The sequence below is a fragment of the Nesterenkonia haasae genome (assembly GCF_010119385.1).
GTDB lineage: Bacteria > Actinomycetota > Actinomycetes > Actinomycetales > Micrococcaceae > Nesterenkonia > Nesterenkonia haasae.
Genome location: NZ_VFIE01000029.1, coordinates 18,208 through 40,675 on the forward strand (window position 1 = coordinate 18,208; position 22,468 = coordinate 40,675).

Consider the following 22,468-nt stretch of genomic DNA (forward strand, 5'->3'; position numbering starts at 1 on the left):
AACACCAATTCCACACAGGGAAGCGGGGCACTCCTCGGGAGCCTCATGCGGCCGCTCAACACTCTCGTCGAACGGTTCATTCCTTCAGCGCTGGTCTTCGCGATCATCCTCACCTTCGTGGTGGCCCTGCTGGCGCTGATCTTCACCGACGCAGGCCCCGTCGACGTCGTCGAAGAATGGGGCATCGGGCTGGCGGGGCTGCTGGACTTCATCACGCAAATGGCCTTGATTCTGCTGCTGGGTCACATCTTGGCCAACACCCGACCGGTACACAAACTGCTGGTTAAACTGGCCCGTGTACCCAAGACCGCGATGCAGGCATACCTGTTCGTGTTCGTCGTCGCTGCTCTGGCCTCACTCATCACCTGGGGATTGGGCTTAGTCGCCGGTGCACTGCTGGCTCGGGAGGTCGCCTTTGAGTTCCGCAGCCGTGACCAGCTGGTCCACTTCCCGATGCTCGTCGCATCCGCTTTTTCCGGATTCGTGGTGTGGCACATGGGTTATTCCGCATCGGGGCCGCTATTGGCCGCAACCCCCGACTCCTTCGTCGCGGAACAACTGGGTGAGCCACTGGCCATCACTGAGTCGATCTTCTCCACCTGGAACCTGATTGCCGTCCTCGCTACCATCGCGGCAGTCAGTCTGGCGCTCTACCTGGTCGCACCACGTCGCGACAGTGCTATCGTGCCGCTGACCGTCGACGCCCGTCAGAAGGAAGCGGAGATCGAAGAGGATGTCGTCACCCCCGCAGACCGGGTCGACGCATCGCGGATCCCTACTCTGGCCACCGGTCTGCTGCTGGTGGGATACCTCGTCATTCACTTTTCCGGCGGCGGCAGCCTGACGCTGGACATCGTCAACTGGAGCTTTCTCACCCTGATCATGCTCCTGGTGCGCAATCCGTTCGAACTGATAGCGCTCACCAAGAAAGCCGCCTCCAATGTGGGCGAGATACTGCTGCAGTTCCCGCTCTACGCGGGCATCCTCGGCATGATGGCCGGCACCGGGCTGATCTCGGTGATATCTGAAGGATTCGTCGCCATCTCCAACCAGCAGACATTTGCCCTCTTCGCCTTCTTCTCGGCAGGCCTGGTGAACTTCTTCGTGCCCTCCGGCGGCGGGCAGATCGCCGTCCAAGCCCCCATTCTGCTTGAAGCCGCCGAGTCGCTGGGAACTGACCCCGCGGTGGCCATCATGGCCGTGGCCTACGGTGACCAGTGGACCAATATGATCCAGCCCTTCTGGGCGCTACCGCTGCTGGCGATAGCCGGGCTAAAGATGCGCGATATCTTGGGCTACACCACCATTACGTTGGTCGCTTCGGGACTTGTCTTCAGCGCCACCTTGTTACTCGTGTCATTATGAGCGCGCCATTGTCCCCGGTTGACCCGACAGGAGGCTCTGAGCACTCCCAGCAGTGGGAGAGACTCCTGAGCCAGATGAGCAACGACCAGGCCATGGTGGACCGGACTTTGGCAGATCTGCGGAGCAAGGTACCGGGGTACGAGAACGTCCCCACAGCCTCCCTGGAAGCCTCTGTTCGGCGCAATATCGCCTTGACCATCAGGACTATCAGAGACGGTCTGGAGCCAGCTCCAGACCAAGTAGCCGAGGCCGATGCGCTAGCAGTTGAGCGCTACGCCCAAGGCGTGCCGATCGGCAGTGTCCTGGCGGGTTTCCGTGTTTCACTCTCGCTCATCTTCCGGAACATCTTGGCACGTGCACCCGAGTCCGGTATACCCACCGAACAGATCCTGACCTCGTCCACCCTGCTGTGGGCCTTGGGGGACGCTTTTTCCACAAAGGCAGTAGCCGTCTATCAGGAAAAGGAAGTCTCGCGGGCGGTGGCTGACTCCGCGCTGCGAGCCGAATGGATCCGCAACGTCGTGACCTCAGCGATGCCGCCTGCAGAACGTATTCGCGGGGCCACCCTCTATGACGTCCCCACCACCGAACCAATACGGGCCATCGTGCTCAACGCCCCCTCAGGTACCGCTGTAGACCGCATGCATCGACTCGAGACCTGGGCCCAGGAAACCGACGCCAGGGTGCTTGCTGCAGTCCAGGGAAGCTTCCTGGTCGGCATCATGATGGATCAGCCGCGCGAGGGCCCCGACCCGACCGGGCTCACTATTGGGCTGGGTGAGGCTGCCACCCTTGAGGAACTGCCCAGGTCGTTCCAATCAGCCTCCATGGCACTGGAAGCGGCAGAAAAGGTGGGGCGTACCGGCGTCGTCGACCTCGCCGAACTCTCCTGGCAGCTGGGGATTCATGCGTGCCCGGAGACCACTGAGATCCTCTACCGGCTTCACCTCGCGCCGCTGGAGAACACCGGAGAGTTCAGGCGGCACATTCTGGAAGCTGTCGACGCTTATCTGACCCACCGGATGAGCATTCCCCTCGCCGCACGCAGCATCCCGATCCACGTGAATACACTGCGCTACCGTCTGCAGCGATTCAGTGAGCTCACCGGAGCTGACCTGGGGGACCTCAACACACTCATCGAATTGGCCTGGGTGCTCGCATCCGGCAGGCACCGAGACATCACGAGAGAGGTCTCTTCGTAGCCAGCTACAAGATTTCTCCCCAGATGTTGACCAAACAGATGTAGCCCAGGTCACACCGTGGCGAGGATGCTGGAGTCCAGTGCTTATCCACACGGCCAGCACAGTCCACATGTCCCAGGAGATTCCCCATGGTCTTGGCCATCGCAGGCATCATCATTAGCCTCATACTGCTGATCACTCTGGCCTATCGAGGTGTCCCAGTGATCCTTGCTGCGCCCGTCGCCTCCGCAGTCTGCCTGATATTCTCTGGCGCGCCGATCCTCGCCTCATACACTGAGATCTTCATGCCAGCGATGGCAGACTTCGTCGGCAGCTTCTTCCCCGTCTTCCTTGTGGGTGCGGTCTTCGGGGTGCTGATGACAGTCACCGGCTACGCCGAGAGCATCGCCCGTTCTGTCACGTCCTGGGTGGGCAGCCGGAGCGCAATCGCCGCCACTGTGATCACCTCCGCACTGATGACGTACGGGGGCATCAGCCTCTTCGTCGTCGCCTTCGTGATGTACCCCCTGGCCCGCGAACTGTTCCGCGTAGCTGACATTCCGCGCCGTCTGGTACCCGGCACCATCGCGCTGGGCATTTTCACCTTCACCATGACCGCCCTGCCCGGGAGCCCGCAGGTGCAGAACATCATCCCGGGCCAGTTCTTCGAAACGGGAGCATACGCCGGGCCAGGAATTGGCCTGCTGGGCGGCGCGCTGATATTCGGCCTGGGCCTGCTCTGGCTGGAATATCGACGCGGTTCGCTGATCAAAAAGGGGGAGCACTTCGAAAGCAAGGAGAGCGAACCAATCATCGGTGGTTCAGCAGACGATGGCTCCGCTCACCAGGTGCAGACACTGGTCCCAGCAAACCGCGTGGTGCCGTTCGTTCCCCTGCTCACGGTCTTCGTAGTCAACTTCGCCTGCACGCTTCTCATCTTCCCCGCTCTGGACTGGAGCTACCTGGAGGAGGAGCAGTACGGCGGGATCACCATGGACTCCCGGAGCGGCCTGTGGGCTGTGCTTGTCGCCATTCTGGTCGCGATCCTGGTGGTCGTAGCACTGAACTTCAAGGACATCAGGGCTCTGAAGATTGGTTTCACCGACGGAGTCAAGCGCTCCATGCTCCCCATTTTCTCCACCGCATCAGAGGTGGGCTACGGCGCGGTAGTCGCTTCAGTGGCTGCCTTCGCAGTCATCCGTGACTCCGTGTTCAATATGGGAGCCGGCGCCCTGTGGACGTCCATCATGACCACCTCGATCACCGCTGGCCTGACTGGGTCATCCTCCGGGGGCATGACGATCGCCCTCAACGCATTGGGTGACGACTTGGTCGCTATGGCCGCCGCAGACGGCACGAGCCTCGAGGCGATGCACAGACTCACGGCCATGGCTGCCGGTGGTTTGGACACCCTGCCGCACTCCGGTGCAGTGGTGACCCTGCTGATTGTCTGTGGCCTCACCCACCGCCAGGCCTATAAGGACATAGGTATGGTGACATTGGCTATTCCGGTGATCGTGGTCCTCGGGCTCGCGGGCCTGGTCTCCGCAGTAGGAGCATTCTAATCTTCCGTGACATACCAAACCTCGACACAGACGCACAGGAGAGAGCCCATGAATGACGTTCGAACCCGCAGCTCGTCCGTACCCGTCGACGCCCTGCGCGGACGGCGAGCGCTGATCACCGGCGGAGCCTCCGGCATAGGCGCAGCCTGTGCTCGAACCTTTGCCGCAGCCGGGGCCCACGTCACCGTCTGCGACCTCAACGGCGACGCCGCACAGGACCTCGCTCAAGAGCTCGGAGGCGATGCGTGGGTCGCCGACCTCGCCGACACCGCTGCGCTGGACGAGCTGTCGCTGGAGACAGACATCCTTGTCAACAACGCAGGGATCCAGCATGTGTCACCCATCCAGGAGTTCGATCCTCAGAAATGGCGATTCATGCACCAACTTATGGTGGAATCACCGTTCCTGCTGATCCGCGCAGCCCTCCCCGGCATGTATGAGCGGGGCTTCGGACGGATCATCAACTTGTCCTCAGCCCACGGCCTGCGCGCCAGCCCCTATAAATCCGCCTACGTCTCCGCCAAGCACGCACTGGAGGGGTTGTCGAAGGTCACAGCGCTGGAGGGGGCCGAACACGGCGTGACCTCGAACTGCATCAACCCCTCCTATGTGCGCACCCCCTTGGTGGAGAAGCAGATCACGGATCAGGCGCGCATCCATGGAATCAGCGAGGACGACGTCGTCGAGAAGATCATGTTGACCGAATCAGCGGTGAAGCGTCTTGTGGAAAGCGAAGAAGTCGCGAGCCTTGCCCTGTGGATGGCTTCGGACGCCTCCGGCATGGTGACCGGCACCTCCTTTTCCATCGACGGTGGATGGACTGCAGCGTGAAGATGAATCAATACGTCGCTGACGGTGAACGATCTATGATGATGGCTCAACTTCTGGGAGGAATGGCATGAGTGTGAACAAGTCGGTGACAAGCGCGGATGAAGCCGTGGCCGATATCCCTGACGGCGCATCAATAGCGGTAGGCGGGTTCGGCCTCTCCGGCAACCCCATCCAGCTGATTGAAGCGCTGCTGAAACAGGGAGCCTCAGATCTGACGATCGCCTCGAATAACGCAGGCGTCGACGGTTGGGGCCTCGGCAGGCTCCTGGAATCAGGTCGGATCAAGAAGATGATCTCTTCCTATGTCGGAGAGAACAAGGAGTTCGCCCGCCAGTATTTGGAGGGTGAGCTGGAGCTGGAGCTTGTCCCCCAAGGCACACTCGCAGAGAAGTTGCGTGCCGGAGGGGCCGGAATCCCTGCCTTCTACACCCGCGCTGGTGTCGGCACTCCCGTCGCGGACGGCGGGATCCCTACCAAGTACGACGCCCAGGGCAACGTGGTGGAAGAGTCCACCCCTAAGGAGGTAAGGCCCTTCCGCAGCCCTGAGGGCCAGATCGTCAGTTACGCGTTGGAGGAGTCGATCGTGACGGACTTCGCGCTGGTGCATGCAGCCCGAGGCGACCTCCACGGCAACCTGGTATTCAATAAGGCGGCCAGGCAGTTCTCACCTCCGGCAGCTATGGCCGGCAGAATCTGTGTTGCGCAGGTCGAAGAACTGGTCGAGCCCGGGGAGATCGACCCCGACGATGTCCATCTACCCGGGATCTATGTGCACCGTGTGATTGAGGTGGGCACCGAGATCGACAAGCCGATCGAGAAGCGCACCGTGCGCGCAACGGATGAGGAGGCGAGCTGAGATGACGGATAAGACACAGGCCACAGGATGGACTCGTGACCAGATGGCTGCTCGGGCAGCGCAGGAACTCCGCGACGGCGACTACGTCAACCTCGGTATCGGGATGCCCACACTGATCCCGAACCACATTGAGACCGGACGCGATGTGATCCTCCACTCGGAGAACGGAATACTTGGCGTGGGGCCCTACCCAGAGGAGCAGGACCTTGACCCGGACCTGATCAATGCCGGTAAGGAAACCGTCACCGTCAACCTCGGTGCCGCGTTCTTCGACTCATCCACAAGTTTCGGCATGATTCGGGGCAGCAAGCTCGATGTGGCTGTCCTTGGTGGGATGCAGGTCGCAGCCAATGGTGACCTGGCCAACTGGATGGTGCCCGGCAAGATGGTCAAGGGGATGGGAGGCGCCATGGACCTGGTCCATGGTGCCAGGCGCGTGATTGTGCTGATGGACCACCGCACCAAGGACGGTGGCTCAAAGCTGCTCCCTCAGTGCACTCTGCCGCTGACCGGCCGGGGTGTGGTGAACACGATCATCACTGACCTGGGCGTCATTAATGTCGGCACGGACCCAGCCGATCCGCATTTCACTCTGGTGGAGACCGCTCCGGGCGTCAGCGAGGAGCAGATCCGCGATGCTACCGCAGCCCCGCTGCGCTGACTTGGCGCTGCCGGGCAGGCACTGCTGAGCAGGAGACGCCTCTTGGGATGGGCATCGGTAGTATGTGGGGGTGACCCCCGAGCCGTTCGCATCCCGAGAGCGTGACCTGACCGGCTTTTCGCCGAAGGCCAGAGCTTGGCGTGCATTCTTTGAGACCTCGGCGTTGATCAGCGACCGGATGGAGAAGCGCCTGCATGCGGTGACTGGGTTGAAACTCGCCGAGTACAACATTCTGCTGCTGCTTGCTGAGGCGGAAGGGCACCAGCTGCGCATGGGACAGTTGGCCGAGCAGATGGTCTTCTCCCCTTCTCGCCTGTCCTACCAAGTGAAGTCCCTGGCGAACCGGGGCCTGATCGATCGCTGCACAGATGAGAATGACAAGCGCGGAATGACTGCCCGGCTCACCGCCGAAGGGGAAAAGGTCTTCTCAGCCGCGTCGCGGGTCCACGCCCAGCACATCAAACAGCTGTTCCACCCCGCTTTGGACGATGCTCAGGCTAACGAGCTACAGGTCATCTGCGAACAGATCTACCGCACCGCCCAACAAGCCGACGAGCCCTGCTGACTGTCCCTGGGTGACCATCCTGCTCCGCTTGCAGGGGCGCAGACTCAGGGCTGGTCGGCGGCTCTGATGACCTGAACCGAATCTGCCCGTTCCCGGAGCAGCTCAATGTCTTCGACCGCTGCCTGGACTGCGGCCAGGGCCAGACGGACACCTACCGTGTCAGTATGAGGTGCAACGACGACGCCGATACTCAGCTCGGGCCCGGTGCCTCCCCCCAGCACTGCCCGTCCGTCAGCGGCAGTTGTCATGATGCCCCGGCCGGGGCTGAGCCGCAGTGCTGTCACCCCTGGGCACATGGCTGGAAGCTCTGCCAGGGCCTGGGCCAACTCCTGGTCCTGATAGCTCGGCGTCCAGGTCTCCCCGCGAGCCAGAGCCTCCATGGCCGGTCCGCGAACTACGAACGTCAGGGTGGTACTGCTGGGATCCAACACGAGGAGCTGGGCCCCCTCCGCCAGTGCTGCGAGCATCACCCTTTCAGCTTCGGCCGCAACGGGTCTCGCTTCCGGATGCCACGCAGTCAGCTCCTCGACGGAAGTGAAGACAGGCATGGCGGATCGGCCGTCAGTGGCCGTCAGCGTCACCAGGGAGATGTCAGCTTCTTTGTCCCCCTGCTCCGCATCTGCGTGACCGGAAGCAATGACAGGGGCGAAGAGGCGCTGGCCTGCCAGGGCGTTGACGAATCCGGGTTCATCGGTGTCTCCGGCGAGCAGGCGGCGTCGCGCCTCTCCGAGCACCGGGGTGGTGAGCCCGTCGTCGCCGTCGAAGGTGTGCAGCGGGTTTCCCTCGCCTGAGAGGTCTCGCCCTGACCAGGGGGTGCCGGCCGAATCTGCAGGCTGTCCGTGAGGGCTGCGTTGCTGGCGATCCAGCAGGGCAGAAATGTGCGCCGGTAGGTTTTTGGAGCTGTGGGTCACAGGTTCCTCGTTCAGCGGGATTCGGCCGCGACCTTCAGCGCCTCGGGGAGAGTGAATTTGCCCGCATAGAGCGCCTTGCCCATAATTGCTCCTTCCACTCCGGAGGACACCATACCCGCTAGTGCGGCGATGTCCTCCAGGCTGGAGATTCCCCCGGAGGCGACGACAGGCCGATTGGTCTTCGCCGCGACCTGCGCGAGAAGTTCGGTGTTTGGTCCGCGCAGCGTGCCGTCCTTGGTGACGTCGGTCACGACGTAGCGCGGGCAGCCTGCATCCTCAAGGCGGGCCAGAACGTCCCAGAGGTTGCCGCCTTCCTTGGTCCAACCGCGGGCGGCCAAGGTTTCACCTCGCACGTCGAGACCCACTGCAATGGCGTCCCCATGGCGTTCAATGGCGCGTGCCGTCCATTCCGGGTCCTCCAGGGCAGCGGTTCCGAGGTTGACCCGGGTGGCTCCCATCTCCAGGGCGCGGTCGAGTGATTCGTCGTCCCGGATGCCCCCAGAGAGTTCGATCTTGATGGTCATCTGCTCGACAACACGTTGGAGGATCTCACGATTGTGCCCGCGACCGAAGGCAGCGTCGAGATCCACAAGATGGATCCACTCCGCTCCCTGGTCCTGCCACGACTGGGCCGCTTCGAGGGGGTCCCCGTAGCCGGTTTCTGATCCCGCCTCGCCCTGGACGAGCCGGACTGCTTGGCCATCGGCGACGTCCACAGCGGGCAGCAGCTCCAGGGCACTGGTAGTGGCGGCGGGCACAGTGGTGTCAGTCATAGGGTGTTTTCTCCTGAAGGGGTCAGAGTGAGGTGATCCAGTTGCGCAGCAGCTGCATGCCGGCGTCGCCGGACTTCTCCGGGTGGAATTGGGTGGCAGTGAGGGGGCCGTTCTCCACGGCGGCAACGAAGTCAGCACCGTGGTGGGACCAGGTGACCTTGGGTGGGGCGATGGCACCGATGCTCTGATCGAAGTCCCAGGACTGCACTGCGTAGGAGTGCACGAAGTAGAAACGCTGGTCCTCGATGCCGCTGAAGAGCGTGCTGCCTTCAGGGGGGCGCACCGTGTTCCAGCCCATGTGCGGGACCACCACATCGCGGGGCAGAGCCGTGACCTCACCGGGCCATTCCGCCATACCCGCTGCGGCGATGCCGTGTTCCACACCGCGGTCGAAGAGCACCTGATGTCCGACGCAGATGCCCAGGACTGGTCGGGATCCGGCGATGCGGCGGCCGATCCAGCGCGGGGCCTCGATGGCGTTGAGCGCATCCATCACAGCGGCAAACGCCCCTACCCCGGGGACCACGAGCCCGTCAGCGTTGAGAACGGCATCCACATCCTGGGTGAGCTCCACATCTGCCCCTGAACGCTCCAGGGCGCGCACCGCAGAGTGCACATTGCCTGATCCGTAGTCCAGGACGGCGACTGAAGGCTTCCCAGTCACAGCGCGCCCTTGGTGGATGGGATCTCATCAGTGCGCGGGTCGGACTCCACGGCGGCGCGCAGCGCACGTGCGAAAGCCTTGAACTGAGCTTCCACTATGTGGTGCGGGTCCCGGCCGGAGAGGACACGCATATGCAGACAGATGCCGGAGTGGTAGGTGATGGCCTCAAAGACGTGCCGGGTCATGGACCCGGTGAAGTGGCCGCCAATCAGGTGATACTGCTGGCCCTCCGGCTCGCCGGTGTGGACCAGGTAGGGCCGGCCAGAGACGTCGACGGTCGCCTCCGCCAACGCCTCGTCCAGAGGAATGGACGCATAGCCGAACCTGCGGATGCCACGTTTGTCCCCCAGCGCCGTGCGAAGCACCTCACCGAGGACGATCGCGGTGTCCTCCACTGTGTGGTGAACATCAATGTGCGTGTCCCCCTGCGCCTCCACTGTGAGGTCGATCAGCGAATGCTTGGCCAGGGCTGTGAGCATATGGTCGAAGAAGGGCACGGTGGTGGATATATCGGAGGTGCCCGTCCCGTCGAGATCCAGCCTGACGGTGACCTGAGATTCGCTGGTCGTGCGCTGCATGTGCGCGGCCCGTGATGGTGTTCCGCGGCCGGAGATAAGTTCAGCTGACATAAGGAGTTAATCCTAACCGTTGAGGTAGCTGCGCAAGGAGTTCAGGAAGTCCGTGGTCTCCGGCTCGGTTCCAGCCGTGACCCTCAGGTGGCCCTCGATGGCCACTTCGCGGATGAGGATGCCGTCGTCGAGCAGATGCTGCCAGGCCGCGTGGGCGTCCTGGAGTCCGCCGAAGAGCACGAAGTTCGCATCCGATGGGTACGGGCTCAGCCCCATTGCGGCGAGCTCGGCGACGAGCCGGTCCCGCTGGACTTTGATTCGCTGCACATTGGCCATAAGTGTCTCAGCATGGTCCAGGGCAGCCGTGGCGGCGGCCTGGGTGATAGCTGACAGGTGGTAAGGCAGTCGGACCAAGCGCAGGGCATCCGTCACCGCAGGTGCAGCGGCAAGGTAGCCGAGCCGTCCACCAGCCAGAGCGAAAGCCTTGGACATCGTTCTGGTGACGATGAGCCGTGGACGGCCGGCAAGCATGGTCAGCGCTGAACGCGTACCGGGCTGCCGGAATTCTCCATAGGCTTCATCGACGACCACCATGGTGTCCGATTCGAGCGCAGCTTCATATGCCGCTTCGACCACGTCGAGGCCCAGCGAGGTGCCGGTGGGGTTATTGGGCGAACAGAGGATGACCACGTGCGGCCTGTGTTCTCTGATCTGCGCAGCGACATCACCGGGGTCCTGTGTGAAGTCCTTACTGCGGGTTCCGGCAATGTAGTCGCTGTAGACCCCGCGGGCGTAGAGCGGGTACATGGAGTACGTGGGAGGAAAGGACATCACGGACCGTCCCGGACCAGCAAAGGCCTGCAGAATATGCTGCATCACTTCATTGGAGCCGTTGCCCGCCCATATCTGACGGGCGTCGAGATCCGCTCCAGACTCCCGAGTAAGGTAGGCCGCCAGCTTGTGTCGCAGGCCGCTGAACTCTCGGTCAGGATATCGATTCAGCGTCTCAGCCGCGGAGCGGACCTCTTTAGCGATCGCATCGACGACGTCTGCTGGAACATCGTAGGTCGTCTCATTGACGTTGAGCATCGTCTGCACTGGCAGTTGCGGTGCCCCGTAGGGCTCCTGGCCCCGGAGTTCAGCACGGAGTGGAAGGTCGGCCAATCGTGGTTCAGTCACCCGACCATGGTAGTCGCCCACTCCCGTGGTGCGATCGGCTGAGCACCGCCTGTCTCAACCAGCGAAAAGCTCCGAGCTGGCAACTAATCGACTGGGACGTAGAGCTCCTGGCCAGGAGCCAGCTGGGAGGAGTCGAGGTCATTCAGCTCCGCGATCTGCGTGATCAGCAGTTGCACGTCAGTGCCGCTCTCAGCCGCTGATGCAATGGACCACAGCGTGTCACCTTCTGTCACGGTGACTACCTCTGCTTCGAGGCCAGCCTCGGAGTCGGTGCTTGCCTGGGCTTGGTTGAACAACGCAGCTCCGGCGAAGACAGCCGCAACCAGGAGCGTGGCAGCGAGCAGCAGCGCCGGGAGTCCCAGCAGAAAAAGACGACCGCGGCGGGTAAGGGCGGGCAGCTGTGAGTTCCGGTGGATGCGAATGGCTTCAGAGTTCGCGGTGGCAGTCATGGGGAAGTTCCTCCTTATTCGAACCTGTGTTCTATGTATAGCACATATATTCGAACCTTTTCCAGGACACACGACCATATCTATGGAAACTATGTGCGATCTGGACTATTGTGAGCGTGAAGTTCGAAGTGACATTCGACAACGTCGGTGTCGTGGTCCATCACACCAGGAGGGTCGGACATGCTTCCGACCCGGCGAGGAGAACCCCATGAGCGCAGGCGATGAGAAGGACACAGCCAAGCCGCTGACAGAACGACAGCGGCGCATCGTAGACATGATTCAAACGTCGCTGTCCGAACGCAGCTACCCGCCGTCAATGCGCGAGATCGGTGACGCGGTCGGCCTGGCCTCACTCTCCTCGGTGACGCATCAGCTAGCACGACTGCAGGACCTTGGCTATGTGCGGCGTGACCCTGGCAAGCCCCGCGCCATGGAGGTCATACGGGATTCGTCCGGACGTCTGCTCACCGAGATCCTCAGTGCGGAGGCTCCCGCTGAGCCAGCTAGGGACTCGACTGTGGTTGACCTTGATTCGTACAGGACTGAGAGTGACTCCCGCACTGCGGATGTTCCGGTTGTCGGTCGCATTGCCGCCGGTGGCCCGATCCTTGCGGAGCAGCACCTTGAGGATGTCATGCCGCTGCCTCGTCAGCTCACCGGTGAAGGTGAACTGTTCATGCTGAGAGTGCGCGGTGATTCCATGATTGATGCCGGAATCTTCGAAGACGACTGGGTGGTGGTGCGCCGCCAGCAGGACGCAGACAACGGGGACATCGTGGCCGCACTTCTGGAGGAGGAGGCCACAGTCAAGGTGCTCCGACGCCGGGATGGGCACCAGTGGCTATTGCCACAGAATCGGCTCTACGAACCCATACTTGGTGACGAGGCCAGCATTATGGGCAAGGTAGTGACGGTTCTCAGGAGTCTCTGAGCCGACTCAGGGCGTTGCGGGCGACGTCTCCGTTTGCTGTGGCCCAGAACTCAGGCATTGATTTCTTCAGGAAAGCGCCGTACCGAGCGTTGGCGAGTCGGGAGTCCAAGATAGCCAGAACGCCCCGGTCCTCCGTGGTGCGGATGAGTCTCCCTGCACCCTGGCTGAGCCGGATTGCGGCGTGGGTAGCAGCCACCTGCATGAAACCGTTGCCCCCGGCCCTGGCGACCTCTTGGCTGCGCGCGTTGTTCAGCGGGTCGTCGGGCCGTGGGAACGGAATACGGTCAATGGCTACCAGTCGGCATGATCTACCAGGAACATCGACCCCCTGCCAGAGGCTCATTGTTCCGAACAAGCACGTCTGCTCATCTTCGGCGAACTCCCTCACCAGTGCTGACATCGTGGAGTCACCCTGACACAGTATTGGCACATCCAGTGTTTTCCGGAGGTCCTCAGCCGCCTGCTCCGCGGCGCGTCGGGAGGAGAACAGCGCCAAAGTGGCTCCGCCTGAGGCCTCAATAAGGCCGGCGAGCTCTTCACGCTGAGCGTCCTGCGACTTCATCGATGGAGCAGGCAGGTGCTTGGCCACATACAGCATGCCTTGGCGCGGGTAGTCGAATGGACTTCCCACATCGACTCCGTCCCACTGAGGGGCCTCGGCACCCAGCAGGCCCACGGAGCCAGCCACGGGATCGAAGCTCTCACCGATAGTGAGGGTAGCCGATGTCAGAACCACTGTCCGGGTGCCGAAGAGCCCTTCACGCAGTCGGCCGGCAACCGAGGTGGGAGCTACGAAGAGCAGTGGCGGTTCGGACACATCCGCCTGCTGATATCCCTGGCCGGGCGTGAATGTTCCGGGCCGGGAGACCCACACTACGTCGGCAGTGTGGCTGCTGGAGAGCATTCGTTCGGTGACATCGAAGACTGCCTGGAGGCGGGACCGCGCGTTGGTGCGCCCGGGGTCGGCTTCAGCATCACCGGAAGGCTTGGAGTCGGCCAATGCAGTACGGGCCGCATTGCGGGCCGATTCGACAGCGCCGGCCTGCTGCTCGTTGAGCCCGCGAGCCAGCAGACCATCCTCCACGCCGCCGAACGCGGCTTCGACCGCGACAGCTGCGGCCTGGAGACCGTCGACGTTGATGGCGGTGTACCGGCGTGCTGAGCTCGCCGCGGCCTGGATCATTTGGGCCGAAAGCTGGACGGTCACGGCGGAGGTCACCCTCTCCGTCAGCTCGTGAGCCTCGTCTATGATCACCGCCTCATGTTCCGGGAGCACGTCCAAACCTTCAAAGGCGTCGATGGCCAGCATGGCGTGGTTGGTGATGACCAGATCGGCCTCTTGAGCGTCTTTGCGTGCTAGTTCGGAGAAGCACTCGTCGAACATGGAGCACTTCCGACCCAGACAGTCCACGGCGTTGACCGAAACCTGCCGCCAGGCCTTATCGGTGACTCCACTGGGCAGATGGTCACGGTCCCCGGTATCGGTCGTGTCCGCCCATTCGCGGAGCATCACCACTTCTTTGCCCAATTTGGAGGTGGGTTCGTAGGTGGTGACCCCTCCGGTGGGTTCGACCGCCGCAGCGAACAACGCTTCCTGGTCTTCGTCGTCGTCCGGGAACCCACCGGCAAGCTTCTGCTTGCACAGATAGTTGGACCGGCCTTTGACCAAGGCGGTCTGGGCGGGCCGGGGAAGGTCTTCCTGAATGCTCTCCAGCAGCCGCGGCAGGTCCCTGCCCATAATCTGGGCCTGGAGCGCAAGAGTCGCGGTGGAGACGAGGACCGGCTTGCCGGTCGATACTGCGTGATGGAGCGCGGGAATGAGGTAGGCAAGAGATTTCCCGGTACCTGTTCCGGCTTGGACCAGCAGGTGCTTGCCGGTGCGCAGCGAGTCAGCAACGCGGCGGGTCATCTCCACTTGGCCGGACCGTCGGCTGCCGTTGAAGGATGCCACCGCCGTGTCCAGCAGCCGCTCCGCCGCCTGCGGATGCGAGGTCGCCGTACTCCCCTGCGTCACAGGTTAGGACTCTACCTGGAACTGCTGCAGCTCCGCGGCCAGTGTCGGCCGAACTCGCACCGAGAGCCTGGTTCCGGCTTCCTCATAGGCTGAGGAGAGTATCTCTGCATCTTCTGCGTGCAGCCGGGATACGACTTCACCGTGGTCGTAGGGCACCAGCAGTTCCATCTCCAGGTTGGGACGCGGGATCGCGGCGCTGATGCGCTCTTTGAGTTCAGCGATCCCTTCACCGGTGTGCGCCGAGACGACAGCCACATGCGGTTCCCGCCGCATGATGCGGTCAATGACGTGGTCTTCGGCGGCATCGGCCTTATTCAGCACGATGATCTCGTCCACCTGATGCGCGTCGACGTCGGCGAGCACAGTGCGGACCGCAGCGATCTGTCCTTCCGGCTCGGGGTGGGAAGCGTCCACCACGTGCAGGATGAGGTCGGCGTCGGCTACCTCCTCCAGTGTGGATCGGAACGCCTCAACCAGCTGAGTGGGCAGCTGCCGGACGAATCCGACCGTGTCGGAGAGCGTATAGCCGATCCCGTCGGGGGTGACGGCTTTACGAGTGGTGGGGTCGAGGGTGGCGAACAGGGCGTTCTCCACCAGCACTCCTGCGTCGGTGAGCCGGTTGAGCAGGCTTGATTTGCCGGCGTTGGTATAACCGGCGATGGCCACACTGGGGACTGCGTTGCGTCTGCGGTTGGCGCGTTTAGCTTCCCTGGCTGGTTTCATGGCTGCGATCTGCTTGCGCAGCTTGGCCATGCGGGTGTTGATACGGCGTCGGTCCAGTTCGATCTTGGTCTCACCGGGTCCGCGGGAGCCCATACCCGCTCCGGCGCCACCGACCTGGCCGCCTGCCTGACGCGACATCGACTCACCCCAACCGCGCAGGCGGGGAAGCAGGTACTCGAGTTGAGCAAGCTCCACTTGGGCCTTGCCCTCCCGCGACTTCGCGTGCTGGGCGAAGATGTCCAAGATCAGTCCGGTGCGGTCGATGACCTTGACCTTGACGATGTCCTCCAGGCCGCGGCGCTGGGAGGGTGCGAGTTCAGAATCCACCACCACAGTGTCGGCGCCGAGCTCTGCGACGGCCTCCTTGATCTCTACAGCCTTACCGGACCCGAAGAATGTGCCGGGGTCTGGGGTGGCTCGGCGCTGCAGGAACCCGTCCAGCACGGTCGAACCGGCGGTGGCGGCCAGGGCGGCGAGTTCCCGGAGGGAGTACTCGGCCTCGGCAGCAGATCCTCCGGACCAGAGGCCTGCCAGAACTACCCGTTCCAACCGCAGCTGACGGTACTCGACCTCGGTGACGTCTTCCAGCTCTGTGGAGAGACCCTCTACTCGGCGCAGGTTGCGGCGCTCGAAGAGATCGTACTGGTCACCATCATGGTCGGTGTGGATATCAGCTCCGGAGAGTTCACGGGCACGACCCCCGAGGATTCCGCTGCGGCGCTGCGCCTCCTCGTCAGTCGTGAAGTCCTCTTGCTGCTCGACGATCTGCTCGGCTGCCGGCTCAGCGGACTTCGCGGCCTCGTCGGCTGCGAGAATGCGCGCGATGGTGTCGTCGATAGAGGAGGATTCGGGTGTGTTCTTGTGTTCAGTCATGAATTCCTTGCCCGTACTGCCAGGGTGACTCAGGCGTCGTCGCACCGATACGTGTCATCCCCTGCGCGGGACTTGTGTAGGTCTTGGATTCGGACATGCTCAACCGGGACCGCAACGGGCCATCCGGGAGCTGACGTGTTCTGTTCAGACCGCTGAACGAGGCCGTGCGTGCTGGGTAATACGAATCCACATGCGTACTACTCTATCAAGTGATGAATTCTGCGCACTATTTCAGTTCTCCTTCGGGTCCCTTCGACCGCCGCCGCATAGAGGTGACGCTGGCGGGTCGGCGATTCACCGCCAGCACCGCCGGAGGGATCTTCTCCCCTGACGGTGTGGATAAAGGCACCGAGATCCTGCTGCGTGAGGTTCCTGATCCGGCAGTCTCAGGTCATGTCCTCGATATCGGCTGCGGCTGGGGACCGATCGCGCTGACCCAGGCGATGCTGGCGCCACAGGCGGAGGTGTGGGCCGTGGACGTCAACGAACGCGCCAGGACACTGTGCGCGGAGAATGCTGCTGAGCTGGAGTTGAGCAACGTCACAGTCTGCGCTCCGGATGAGGTGCCGACGGGTCACCGCTTCGCCACGATCTGGTCTAACCCACCTATCAGGATCGGAAAGCCTGCACTGCACGAGCTGCTGCAGCTGTGGCTTCCCAGGCTCGACGACGGCGGAGAGGCGCACCTGGTGGTGCAGAAGAACCTGGGGGCGGATTCTCTGCTGACCTGGTTGAAGTCCATGCTCGCCGCGGTCGGCGATGACTTCACCGTCGAACGCCTCACCAGTGTCAAAGGGTTCCGGATCCTTCGGGTCCGCCGCGGAGCGGACCTGTGACAGAGCACGACGACGCCGCTGCGGCCTCACTGCCCGTAGCCGCACTCGAAGAGCAGGTCGTATTCTCAGAATGGCGCACACTTCGGCAGGGCAGTTCCCGTTCGCTAAGCCGGACGCAGGCTCTGATGAAGCAGCTCGGGTACTCCCCTGGGGATGTCGGGCACCGCACCGTGGGCGTGGTGGGGTCGAAGGGTAAGGGCACGGCCAGTGCCTACGCATCGGCTGCTGCTGCTGCTAGCGGTGGCGGGCGTGTGGTCACAGTGATGAGCCCGGGGGTGCTGTCCAACGCTGACAGAATCCGCGTTGGTGGCGCGCCAGTCGGGGAGGACCTCCGGCGCAGCGCATTGCTGAAGATCCGGCAGGCTCGGCAGCTGTTGCCACAGGCCACGGAGAGCTCCGGGTACCTCGCACCGACGGGGCTGTTCCTGCTGATGGGTTTCCTGATTGCCCGTGAGGTGGATGCGGATATCGTCGTGGCGGAGGCGGGTATCGGAGGGGCTTCCGATGATCTGTCCCATTGGCCATTGGACGGTGTGATCGTCACCGGGATTTTCGGCGAGCATCTGGATCTGCTGGGCCCTGCTGTGGAGGATGTCGCTCAGAATAAGTCGGCAGTCATTACGCCTCACACTCAGTGGGTGGTGGCATGCCCGCAGAGGCCTTCGGTGCAGGCGATCATTGAACAGCGCTGCCGTGAGGTGGGAGCACGATTCATGACTCCGAGCGGCGTGGCAGGGCTGTGGATCTCACCGGTGGTGGGCCACCTGCCGCCGGGTTTTGCCCAGGAGAATGCGGCTGCGGGAGTCACAGCTGGTGTGGCCATCTCGAGGAGCCCGCTGACAGATGCGGCGGAATTCGCAGTCTCGGATGCTGAGCTGCACCAGCTTGCCGCAGTATCCCAGTCTGTGCGGTATCCGGGTCGGCTCTCGGTGCATGAGGTTCCCGTAGGTGCTGGCGATCCTGCGGCGGCGGGCCCAACAGGGAGAAGCCCAGTACGTCACTGTGTGGTGGATTCTGCTGTCTCACGCAGCGGACTGCAGGCTGCGCTGACGTGTGCCGCAGGTGCACTGGACAGGACGGCGCAGGTGTTGGTGTGTCTGCCGCCGTCGAAGGACCTGCAGGGGTTTGCCTCGGAGCTGCAGGGCTTTTCTGGGTCGAAGATCTTCATCGAGATGCCAGGTGCGTATATCGGCACCCCGGAGCGGCGGGACTGGCCGAGTGGTCCTGGCTGGGAATGGGTCCGGTTGGACGATCTTGGAACCGGCGGGGCGCACCAGTCGGCTGCCTCCGCGACGTTGCTGGATCTGCTTCACCGCGGTGATTCATTGGCTGTGGGAACGGTGCTGTTCACATCGTTGACGTTGCGCACCCTGGGCGCTGATGCGTCGCAGCTGTTTACTGCGGCAGAGTGATGTCACCGGAGTAGACGAGCACCGCGGGTCCGGCGAGTTCGACGTCTTCTGCGCCATCGGGCCGAGCGATGAAGCGGACGGTGACGTCGCCTCCGGGGACGGTCACGGTCCAGGTGTCCACTGCGTCGGCCCCAGCCCAGACTCGCACGGCTGCCGCGGCGGCGCAGGTCCCAGTGCCGCAGGAGAGCGTTTCGCCGACACCGCGCTCGTGGACACGCATCCGGACACGGCCTTGGTTGCGCTCAACGAGTGGGTCTGCCGGCACCACGAACTCGACGTTCGTACCGTGCGAGGGAGTGGGGTCGACTGTGGGCGCATAGTGCAGGTCCAGTTTCTGCAGCGTGGCCACATCCGGCAGGGCAACAACCGTGTGCGGGTTGCCCATAGAGATACTCAGGGCTGGACGCGGGTCGGTGAGCCCTGTGGCGCGCACCAGTGAGTCTGAGGCTGTTTCAGAGGCCATCTCCGGGTCGATGAAGGACCACACCCCCATTCCCACGGCATAGCCTTCTCTGACCTTCCGCACCGTCCGCAGTCCGGCCCGGGTGAGCACCGGGATGCTGTCTCCTTCACCGAGCTCAATGTGCTTTTCCGACTCAAGGTAGTGTGCGAAAGCGCGCACCCCGTTTCCGCACATCTCTGCTTCGGAGCCGTCACCGTTGCGGTAGTCCATGAACCAGAGAGGGATCTCATCGGTGCTGGTGAGATTGGCCTCGGTGAGCGCCGCCAGGCCGTGCTTGAATTTGTGTGCCGGGACTGCGCGAATGAGACCGTCGGCTCCGATTCCTAGGTGGCGGTCACAGAGGGTCGTGACTTCTTTGCCGGAGAGTTCGATCTCAGCCTCTGGGTCGGAGATCATGACGAAGTCATTTCCAGTGGCCTGAGCCTTAGTGAAGCGCATATGAGTATTCAACCAGCCTGTCTTTGGATTGCTTCCATGGCACGGTCGGCAATGGTGGGGTCCGGGGAATCCAGCCACATGGTGCGGGGATCCGCTCGGAACCAGGTTTCCTGCCGACGGGCAAACTTTCGCGTGGCGACGATTGTGTCCTCAACAGCGTCTTCCTCGGTCTGCATGCCGTCGATCACCCGCAGGAACTGCTGGTACCCGATGGCTGCAGAGGCGGTCCTTCCGCTCCGAAGTCCCGCGGCGTCAAGCGCGCGGACCTCGTCCAGCAGACCGGAAGTGCGCATCTGCTGGACGCGAGCGGCAATGCGCTCGTGGAGCAGCGGGCGGTCTATGCGCAGTCCCAGCTGGACTACCGGTGTGAGGCTGGGTTCGTGGGCACGCTGCGGCATGAAAGAAGTGAAGGTCCGTCCGGTGAGACGCACGACTTCCACAGCCCGGACCAGGCGGCGTTCGTCTTTGATCACAGCAGCTGTTTCGGGATCAGCATCACGCAGTTCCGCGCGCAGGGCTGCTGCTCCATCGGTGTTGAGCTGGGCTTGGATCTGGGCCCGTAGCTGCGAGTCTGTGGGTGGGAATTCGATGGTGTCGAGTGCGGCACGGATATAGAGGCCTGAGCCTCCGACCATGATGGGAGTCTTTCCGCGGCTTCGGATTTCAGCGATGACTTCCCGTGCCCTAGCTTGGTATGTGGCCACGGATGCCTCTTCAGTCACATGGAGAACGTCCAAGAGGTGGTGCGGAACGCCTTGAGCCTCTTGGGGGGTGATTTTGGCCGTGCCGATGTTCATACCGCGGTAGAGCTGCATGGAGTCAGCGTTGATCACCTCCCCGTTGAGACGCCGGGCCAGCTCCAGGCTCAGACCAGTTTTGCCGGAAGCTGTGGCACCGACCACAGCTACCAGGGGGCTCTGCTCCACGGGGTCAGGGTGCGGCACGCAGCACCGGCATGCCGAGCGATACGGCAGCAGGCTTATCGGAGTCGACCTTTGTGGTCCCGACCCCGCAGGAGTCTGCCTGCCAGCGGTCCCAGGCGTCTCCGGCTGGCGACCGGCGTACCCGGAAGTCGGCTAGTGCGGGATCGGAGAGTAGGTGGAAGCTCGCCGCGTGGGTGATGGGCACGGTGACAAAGTCACCTGGACGCGGTGTGGGCGCTCCGTCGGGCACGCTGAAGTGAACGAGCCGGTTATCGGGTGCCCTACCTGACAGGCGCCCGGTTTCGTGGCCCTTGGACCCTCTGTCTGCGGTGACGAGCAGCTCTTGGGTAGTTCCTTCCAGGGTGGCGTTCTCTTCTGCTGTGATGCGGTCCTGGAGCTCAAGCAAACGCACGAAGCGCTGCTGGACCACCTCTTTGGGGATCTGATCTTCCATCTCGGCGGCGGGGGTGCCGGGCCGAGGAGAATATTGGAAGGTGTAGGCGCTGGCGAAGCGAGAGGCTTCCACCACTCGCATGGTGTCTTCGAAATCCGCTTCGGTTTCACCGGGGAATCCGACAATGATGTCTGTGGTGACAGCTGCCTCCGGCATGCGCTGACGGACTTTGTCGAGGATTCCGAGGAACTTTTTGCCGCGATATGAACGCCGCATGGCCTTGAGAATTCGGTCTGAGCCGGACTGCAGGGGCATATGCAGCTGGGGCATCACATTGGGCGTCTCTGCCATGGCGTCAATGACGTCGTCGGTGAAGCTGGCCGGGTGGGGGGATGTGAAGCGCACCCGTTCCAGACCCCGGATCTGACCACACGCGCGGAGGAGTTTCGCGAAGGCTTGCCGATCACCGAATTCCACACCGTAGGTGTTGACGTTCTGCCCAAGCAGGGTGACTTCGACCGCTCCGTCGTCGACCAATGCCTGAACCTCAGCGAGCACCTCCCCTGGGCGTCGGTCCCGTTCTTTGCCGCGCAAGGAGGGCACAATGCAGAACGTGCAGGTGTTATTGCACCCCACCGAGATGGAGACCCATCCCGAGTGGACCGATTCGCGTTTGGTGGGCAGCGTAGAGGGGAAGGTTTCCAGCGCTTCGAGGATTTCGATGCTGGCTTCTTTGTTGTGCCGCGAGCGTTCGAGCAGTGTCGGCAGGGACCCGATGTTGTGGGTTCCGAAGACAACATCAACGAAGGGGGCACGTTTGAGGACGGCGTCCTGGTCTTTCTGTGCGAGGCAACCACCGACGGCGATCTGCATGCCGTGTTCTTCTTTGATCGGTTTGAGCTGACTGAGGTTTCCGTAGAGCCGGTTGTCGGCGTTCTCCCGCACCGCACAGGTGTTGAAGACCGTCAGGTCTGGCCTGGCGCCCTCGGCGGCTTTGGTGTACCCGGCTTCTTCGAGAAGACCGGCGATCCGCTCAGAGTCGTGCACGTTCATCTGGCAGCCATAGGTTCGCACCTGGTAGGTGCGCGTGGCGGCGGACGATTCGGTGCGGTCCAATAGTGCTTCAGTCATGTCAGCTCAGCATAGTGTCGGGTGCGGTCGGGGTGCCGGCCAATTCTACCGCTCGGACACCGGACTTTGACCAGCTGGACCATCTGAGCTCTAGGCGCTGCGGACTTCCATGGCCTCACGGACCAATTGGAAGGCTGCGCCGGGGTTGTGCCCGCGGCGACCCAGCATACCGACGAGCCGGCGTGTGATCTTCTCCCGCTCCTTCCGGTCCTCTTCACCATTGCCCACCGGGATCGTGACCCCTCGGAGCTTGTTCTCAATGAGCTCGCGGGCGGCGGCGTCCTCATCTTCAACCGTGAGCTGGTCAAGGGCGGCCTCAATAGTCGCCTTGGCTATGCCCTTATCTTGGAGCTCTCTGCGCAGTACGGCTGAACCGAGTCCCTTCATCTCGTGACGAGTCCGCACCCAGGTTCGTGCGAATTCGGCATCGTCAATGAGCAGGACCTCCTCCATCCGGTCGAGCACGGAGGTGACCACCTCCTGGCTGAACTCCTTTTCCAGCAAGACTTCGGCCAATTGGTGGCGGGACTTCGGGGAGCCGGTGAGCTTCCGCAGCACTGTGGCGCGTGCTTTGGTGTACTCATCCCCCGAGGTCGCGCCAGCCGCAGGGGTACCGCCGTTCTCACCCTCAGGATGTGGAGATACCTCGGAGGAGCCCTCGAAAAGGTCTGAGCGCAGTTCACCCGATTCGTATTTCTGCAGCGTTTCCCGCAGTGCGTCTACTTTGGGGTCGGCCATAGCGGATCAGAGCGCCTTGAGCT

General features: G+C 62.8%; 22 protein-coding genes. 10 read left to right on the forward strand and 12 right to left on the reverse strand.

The window, feature by feature from the left end; genetic code table 11:
- Positions 1-45: 45 nt before the first annotated feature.
- From FH975_RS14965 to FH975_RS14995, 7 genes are all read left to right on the forward strand, one after another.
- On the forward strand, positions 46-1,365 hold the full coding sequence (locus tag FH975_RS14965; protein WP_162322036.1) for a short-chain fatty acid transporter: 1,320 nt from the start codon (positions 46-48) through the stop codon (positions 1,363-1,365).
- A complete protein-coding gene (locus tag FH975_RS14970) occupies positions 1,362-2,567 on the forward strand; it encodes a PucR family transcriptional regulator (protein WP_162322006.1) in 1,206 nt (401 codons plus the stop codon). Before FH975_RS14965 ends, FH975_RS14970 begins: the two co-directional genes overlap by 4 nt.
- A 128-nt stretch (positions 2,568-2,695) precedes the next feature.
- Positions 2,696-4,111 (forward strand): GntP family permease, encoded by a 1,416-nt coding sequence (locus FH975_RS14975; protein ID WP_162322007.1) that lies wholly within the window; start codon positions 2,696-2,698, stop codon positions 4,109-4,111.
- Positions 4,112-4,159: 48 nt separating this feature from the next.
- Positions 4,160-4,942, forward strand: coding sequence for a 3-hydroxybutyrate dehydrogenase (locus tag FH975_RS14980; RefSeq protein ID WP_162322008.1), 783 nt, complete (start codon positions 4,160-4,162; stop codon positions 4,940-4,942).
- A 67-nt stretch (positions 4,943-5,009) separates the two neighbouring features.
- Complete coding sequence (locus FH975_RS14985; RefSeq protein WP_153079018.1) at positions 5,010-5,798, forward strand: CoA transferase subunit A; 789 nt, start codon at positions 5,010-5,012, stop codon at positions 5,796-5,798.
- Position 5,799: 1 nt separating this feature from the next.
- Complete coding sequence (locus FH975_RS14990) at positions 5,800-6,459, forward strand: 3-oxoacid CoA-transferase subunit B (RefSeq protein ID WP_162322009.1); 660 nt, start codon at positions 5,800-5,802, stop codon at positions 6,457-6,459.
- Positions 6,460-6,529: 70 nt separating this feature from the next.
- Positions 6,530-7,024, forward strand: coding sequence for a MarR family winged helix-turn-helix transcriptional regulator (locus tag FH975_RS14995; protein ID WP_153079016.1), 495 nt, complete (start codon positions 6,530-6,532; stop codon positions 7,022-7,024).
- Between the two features lie 44 nt (positions 7,025-7,068).
- Here FH975_RS14995 and FH975_RS15000 read toward each other — a convergent pair whose 3' ends face one another.
- The 6 genes from FH975_RS15000 to FH975_RS15025 form a co-directional block, all read right to left on the reverse strand.
- On the reverse strand, positions 7,069-7,935 hold the full coding sequence (locus tag FH975_RS15000; protein ID WP_162322010.1) for an SseB family protein: 867 nt from the start codon (positions 7,933-7,935) through the stop codon (positions 7,069-7,071).
- Positions 7,936-7,946: 11 nt separating this feature from the next.
- Entirely contained in the window at positions 7,947-8,708 is a 762-nt protein-coding gene (gene priA / locus FH975_RS15005; RefSeq protein WP_153079014.1) for a bifunctional 1-(5-phosphoribosyl)-5-((5-phosphoribosylamino)methylideneamino)imidazole-4-carboxamide isomerase/phosphoribosylanthranilate isomerase PriA, read from the reverse strand.
- A 22-nt stretch (positions 8,709-8,730) separates the two neighbouring features.
- A complete protein-coding gene (gene hisH / locus FH975_RS15010; protein ID WP_407938640.1) occupies positions 8,731-9,372 on the reverse strand; it encodes an imidazole glycerol phosphate synthase subunit HisH in 642 nt (213 codons plus the stop codon).
- Positions 9,369-10,001: an imidazoleglycerol-phosphate dehydratase HisB gene (gene hisB / locus FH975_RS15015; protein WP_153079012.1), complete on the reverse strand. Its 633-nt coding sequence runs from the start codon at positions 9,999-10,001 to the stop codon at positions 9,369-9,371. The genes hisH and hisB overlap by 4 nt, the downstream gene beginning before the upstream one ends.
- Before the next feature lie 12 nt (positions 10,002-10,013).
- Positions 10,014-11,120, reverse strand: coding sequence for a histidinol-phosphate transaminase (locus FH975_RS15020; RefSeq protein ID WP_162322011.1), 1,107 nt, complete (start codon positions 11,118-11,120; stop codon positions 10,014-10,016).
- Between the two features lie 83 nt (positions 11,121-11,203).
- Positions 11,204-11,569 (reverse strand): LysM peptidoglycan-binding domain-containing protein, encoded by a 366-nt coding sequence (locus FH975_RS15025; RefSeq protein ID WP_162322012.1) that lies wholly within the window; start codon positions 11,567-11,569, stop codon positions 11,204-11,206.
- Between the two features lie 208 nt (positions 11,570-11,777).
- Between FH975_RS15025 and lexA the strand changes: the two genes are divergently transcribed.
- Entirely contained in the window at positions 11,778-12,500 is a 723-nt protein-coding gene (gene lexA, locus FH975_RS15030; protein WP_162322013.1) for a transcriptional repressor LexA, read from the forward strand.
- Here lexA and FH975_RS15035 read toward each other — a convergent pair.
- Positions 12,487-14,514, reverse strand: a complete 2,028-nt coding sequence (locus FH975_RS15035) for an ATP-dependent DNA helicase (protein WP_328821918.1) — start codon at positions 14,512-14,514, stop codon at positions 12,487-12,489. The genes lexA and FH975_RS15035 overlap by 14 nt on opposite strands.
- A 3-nt stretch (positions 14,515-14,517) precedes the next feature.
- Positions 14,518-16,110: a GTPase HflX gene (hflX, locus tag FH975_RS15040; protein WP_162322014.1), complete on the reverse strand. Its 1,593-nt coding sequence runs from the start codon at positions 16,108-16,110 to the stop codon at positions 14,518-14,520.
- Between the two features lie 212 nt (positions 16,111-16,322).
- Here hflX and FH975_RS15045 point away from each other — a divergent pair, with 212 nt between their 5' ends.
- Positions 16,323-16,946 (forward strand): class I SAM-dependent methyltransferase, encoded by a 624-nt coding sequence (locus tag FH975_RS15045; RefSeq protein ID WP_162322015.1) that lies wholly within the window; start codon positions 16,323-16,325, stop codon positions 16,944-16,946.
- Positions 16,943-18,358 (forward strand): folylpolyglutamate synthase/dihydrofolate synthase family protein, encoded by a 1,416-nt coding sequence (locus tag FH975_RS15050; RefSeq protein ID WP_162322016.1) that lies wholly within the window; start codon positions 16,943-16,945, stop codon positions 18,356-18,358. The genes FH975_RS15045 and FH975_RS15050 overlap by 4 nt, the downstream gene beginning before the upstream one ends.
- On the opposite strand, the gene dapF is transcribed toward FH975_RS15050, so the two are convergent.
- The 4 genes from dapF to FH975_RS15070 all read right to left on the reverse strand — a co-directional run bounded on the left by dapF (position 18,342) and on the right by FH975_RS15070 (position 22,445).
- Positions 18,342-19,259 carry a diaminopimelate epimerase gene (gene dapF / locus FH975_RS15055; RefSeq protein ID WP_162322017.1) on the reverse strand — a complete coding sequence of 306 codons (918 nt, stop codon included), beginning with the start codon at positions 19,257-19,259 and terminating at the stop codon, positions 18,342-18,344. The two genes, FH975_RS15050 and dapF, sit on opposite strands and share 17 nt — an antisense overlap.
- Before the next feature lie 8 nt (positions 19,260-19,267).
- A complete protein-coding gene (miaA, locus tag FH975_RS15060; RefSeq protein ID WP_162322018.1) occupies positions 19,268-20,185 on the reverse strand; it encodes a tRNA (adenosine(37)-N6)-dimethylallyltransferase MiaA in 918 nt (305 codons plus the stop codon).
- A gap of 4 nt (positions 20,186-20,189) precedes the next feature.
- Positions 20,190-21,707 (reverse strand): tRNA (N6-isopentenyl adenosine(37)-C2)-methylthiotransferase MiaB, encoded by a 1,518-nt coding sequence (miaB, locus tag FH975_RS15065; RefSeq protein ID WP_162322019.1) that lies wholly within the window; start codon positions 21,705-21,707, stop codon positions 20,190-20,192.
- Positions 21,708-21,797: 90 nt separating this feature from the next.
- On the reverse strand, positions 21,798-22,445 hold the full coding sequence (locus FH975_RS15070) for a regulatory protein RecX (RefSeq protein ID WP_162322020.1): 648 nt from the start codon (positions 22,443-22,445) through the stop codon (positions 21,798-21,800).
- Positions 22,446-22,468 lie beyond the last annotated feature (23 nt).

What these genes read in the sequence shown, in the direction of transcription:
- FH975_RS14965 (WP_162322036.1), top strand. Translation starts at nt 46, where the DNA reads ATGCGGCCGCTCAACACTCTCGTCGAACGGTTCATTCCTTCAGCGCTG.
- FH975_RS14970 (WP_162322006.1), top strand. Translation starts at nt 1,362, where the DNA reads ATGAGCGCGCCATTGTCCCCGGTTGACCCGACAGGAGGCTCTGAGCAC.
- FH975_RS14975 (WP_162322007.1), top strand. Translation starts at nt 2,696, where the DNA reads ATGGTCTTGGCCATCGCAGGCATCATCATTAGCCTCATACTGCTGATC.
- FH975_RS14980 (WP_162322008.1), top strand. Translation starts at nt 4,160, where the DNA reads ATGAATGACGTTCGAACCCGCAGCTCGTCCGTACCCGTCGACGCCCTG.
- FH975_RS14985 (WP_153079018.1), top strand. Translation starts at nt 5,010, where the DNA reads ATGAGTGTGAACAAGTCGGTGACAAGCGCGGATGAAGCCGTGGCCGAT.
- FH975_RS14990 (WP_162322009.1), top strand. Translation starts at nt 5,800, where the DNA reads ATGACGGATAAGACACAGGCCACAGGATGGACTCGTGACCAGATGGCT.
- priA (WP_153079014.1), bottom strand. Translation starts at nt 8,708, where the DNA reads ATGACTGACACCACTGTGCCCGCCGCCACTACCAGTGCCCTGGAGCTG.
- hisB (WP_153079012.1), bottom strand. Translation starts at nt 10,001, where the DNA reads ATGTCAGCTGAACTTATCTCCGGCCGCGGAACACCATCACGGGCCGCG.
- FH975_RS15025 (WP_162322012.1), bottom strand. Translation starts at nt 11,569, where the DNA reads ATGACTGCCACCGCGAACTCTGAAGCCATTCGCATCCACCGGAACTCA.
- lexA (WP_162322013.1), top strand. Translation starts at nt 11,778, where the DNA reads ATGAGCGCAGGCGATGAGAAGGACACAGCCAAGCCGCTGACAGAACGA.
- hflX (WP_162322014.1), bottom strand. Translation starts at nt 16,110, where the DNA reads ATGACTGAACACAAGAACACACCCGAATCCTCCTCTATCGACGACACC.
- FH975_RS15045 (WP_162322015.1), top strand. Translation starts at nt 16,323, where the DNA reads ATGAATTCTGCGCACTATTTCAGTTCTCCTTCGGGTCCCTTCGACCGC.
- dapF (WP_162322017.1), bottom strand. Translation starts at nt 19,259, where the DNA reads ATGCGCTTCACTAAGGCTCAGGCCACTGGAAATGACTTCGTCATGATC.
- miaB (WP_162322019.1), bottom strand. Translation starts at nt 21,707, where the DNA reads ATGACTGAAGCACTATTGGACCGCACCGAATCGTCCGCCGCCACGCGC.
- FH975_RS15070 (WP_162322020.1), bottom strand. Translation starts at nt 22,445, where the DNA reads ATGGCCGACCCCAAAGTAGACGCACTGCGGGAAACGCTGCAGAAATAC.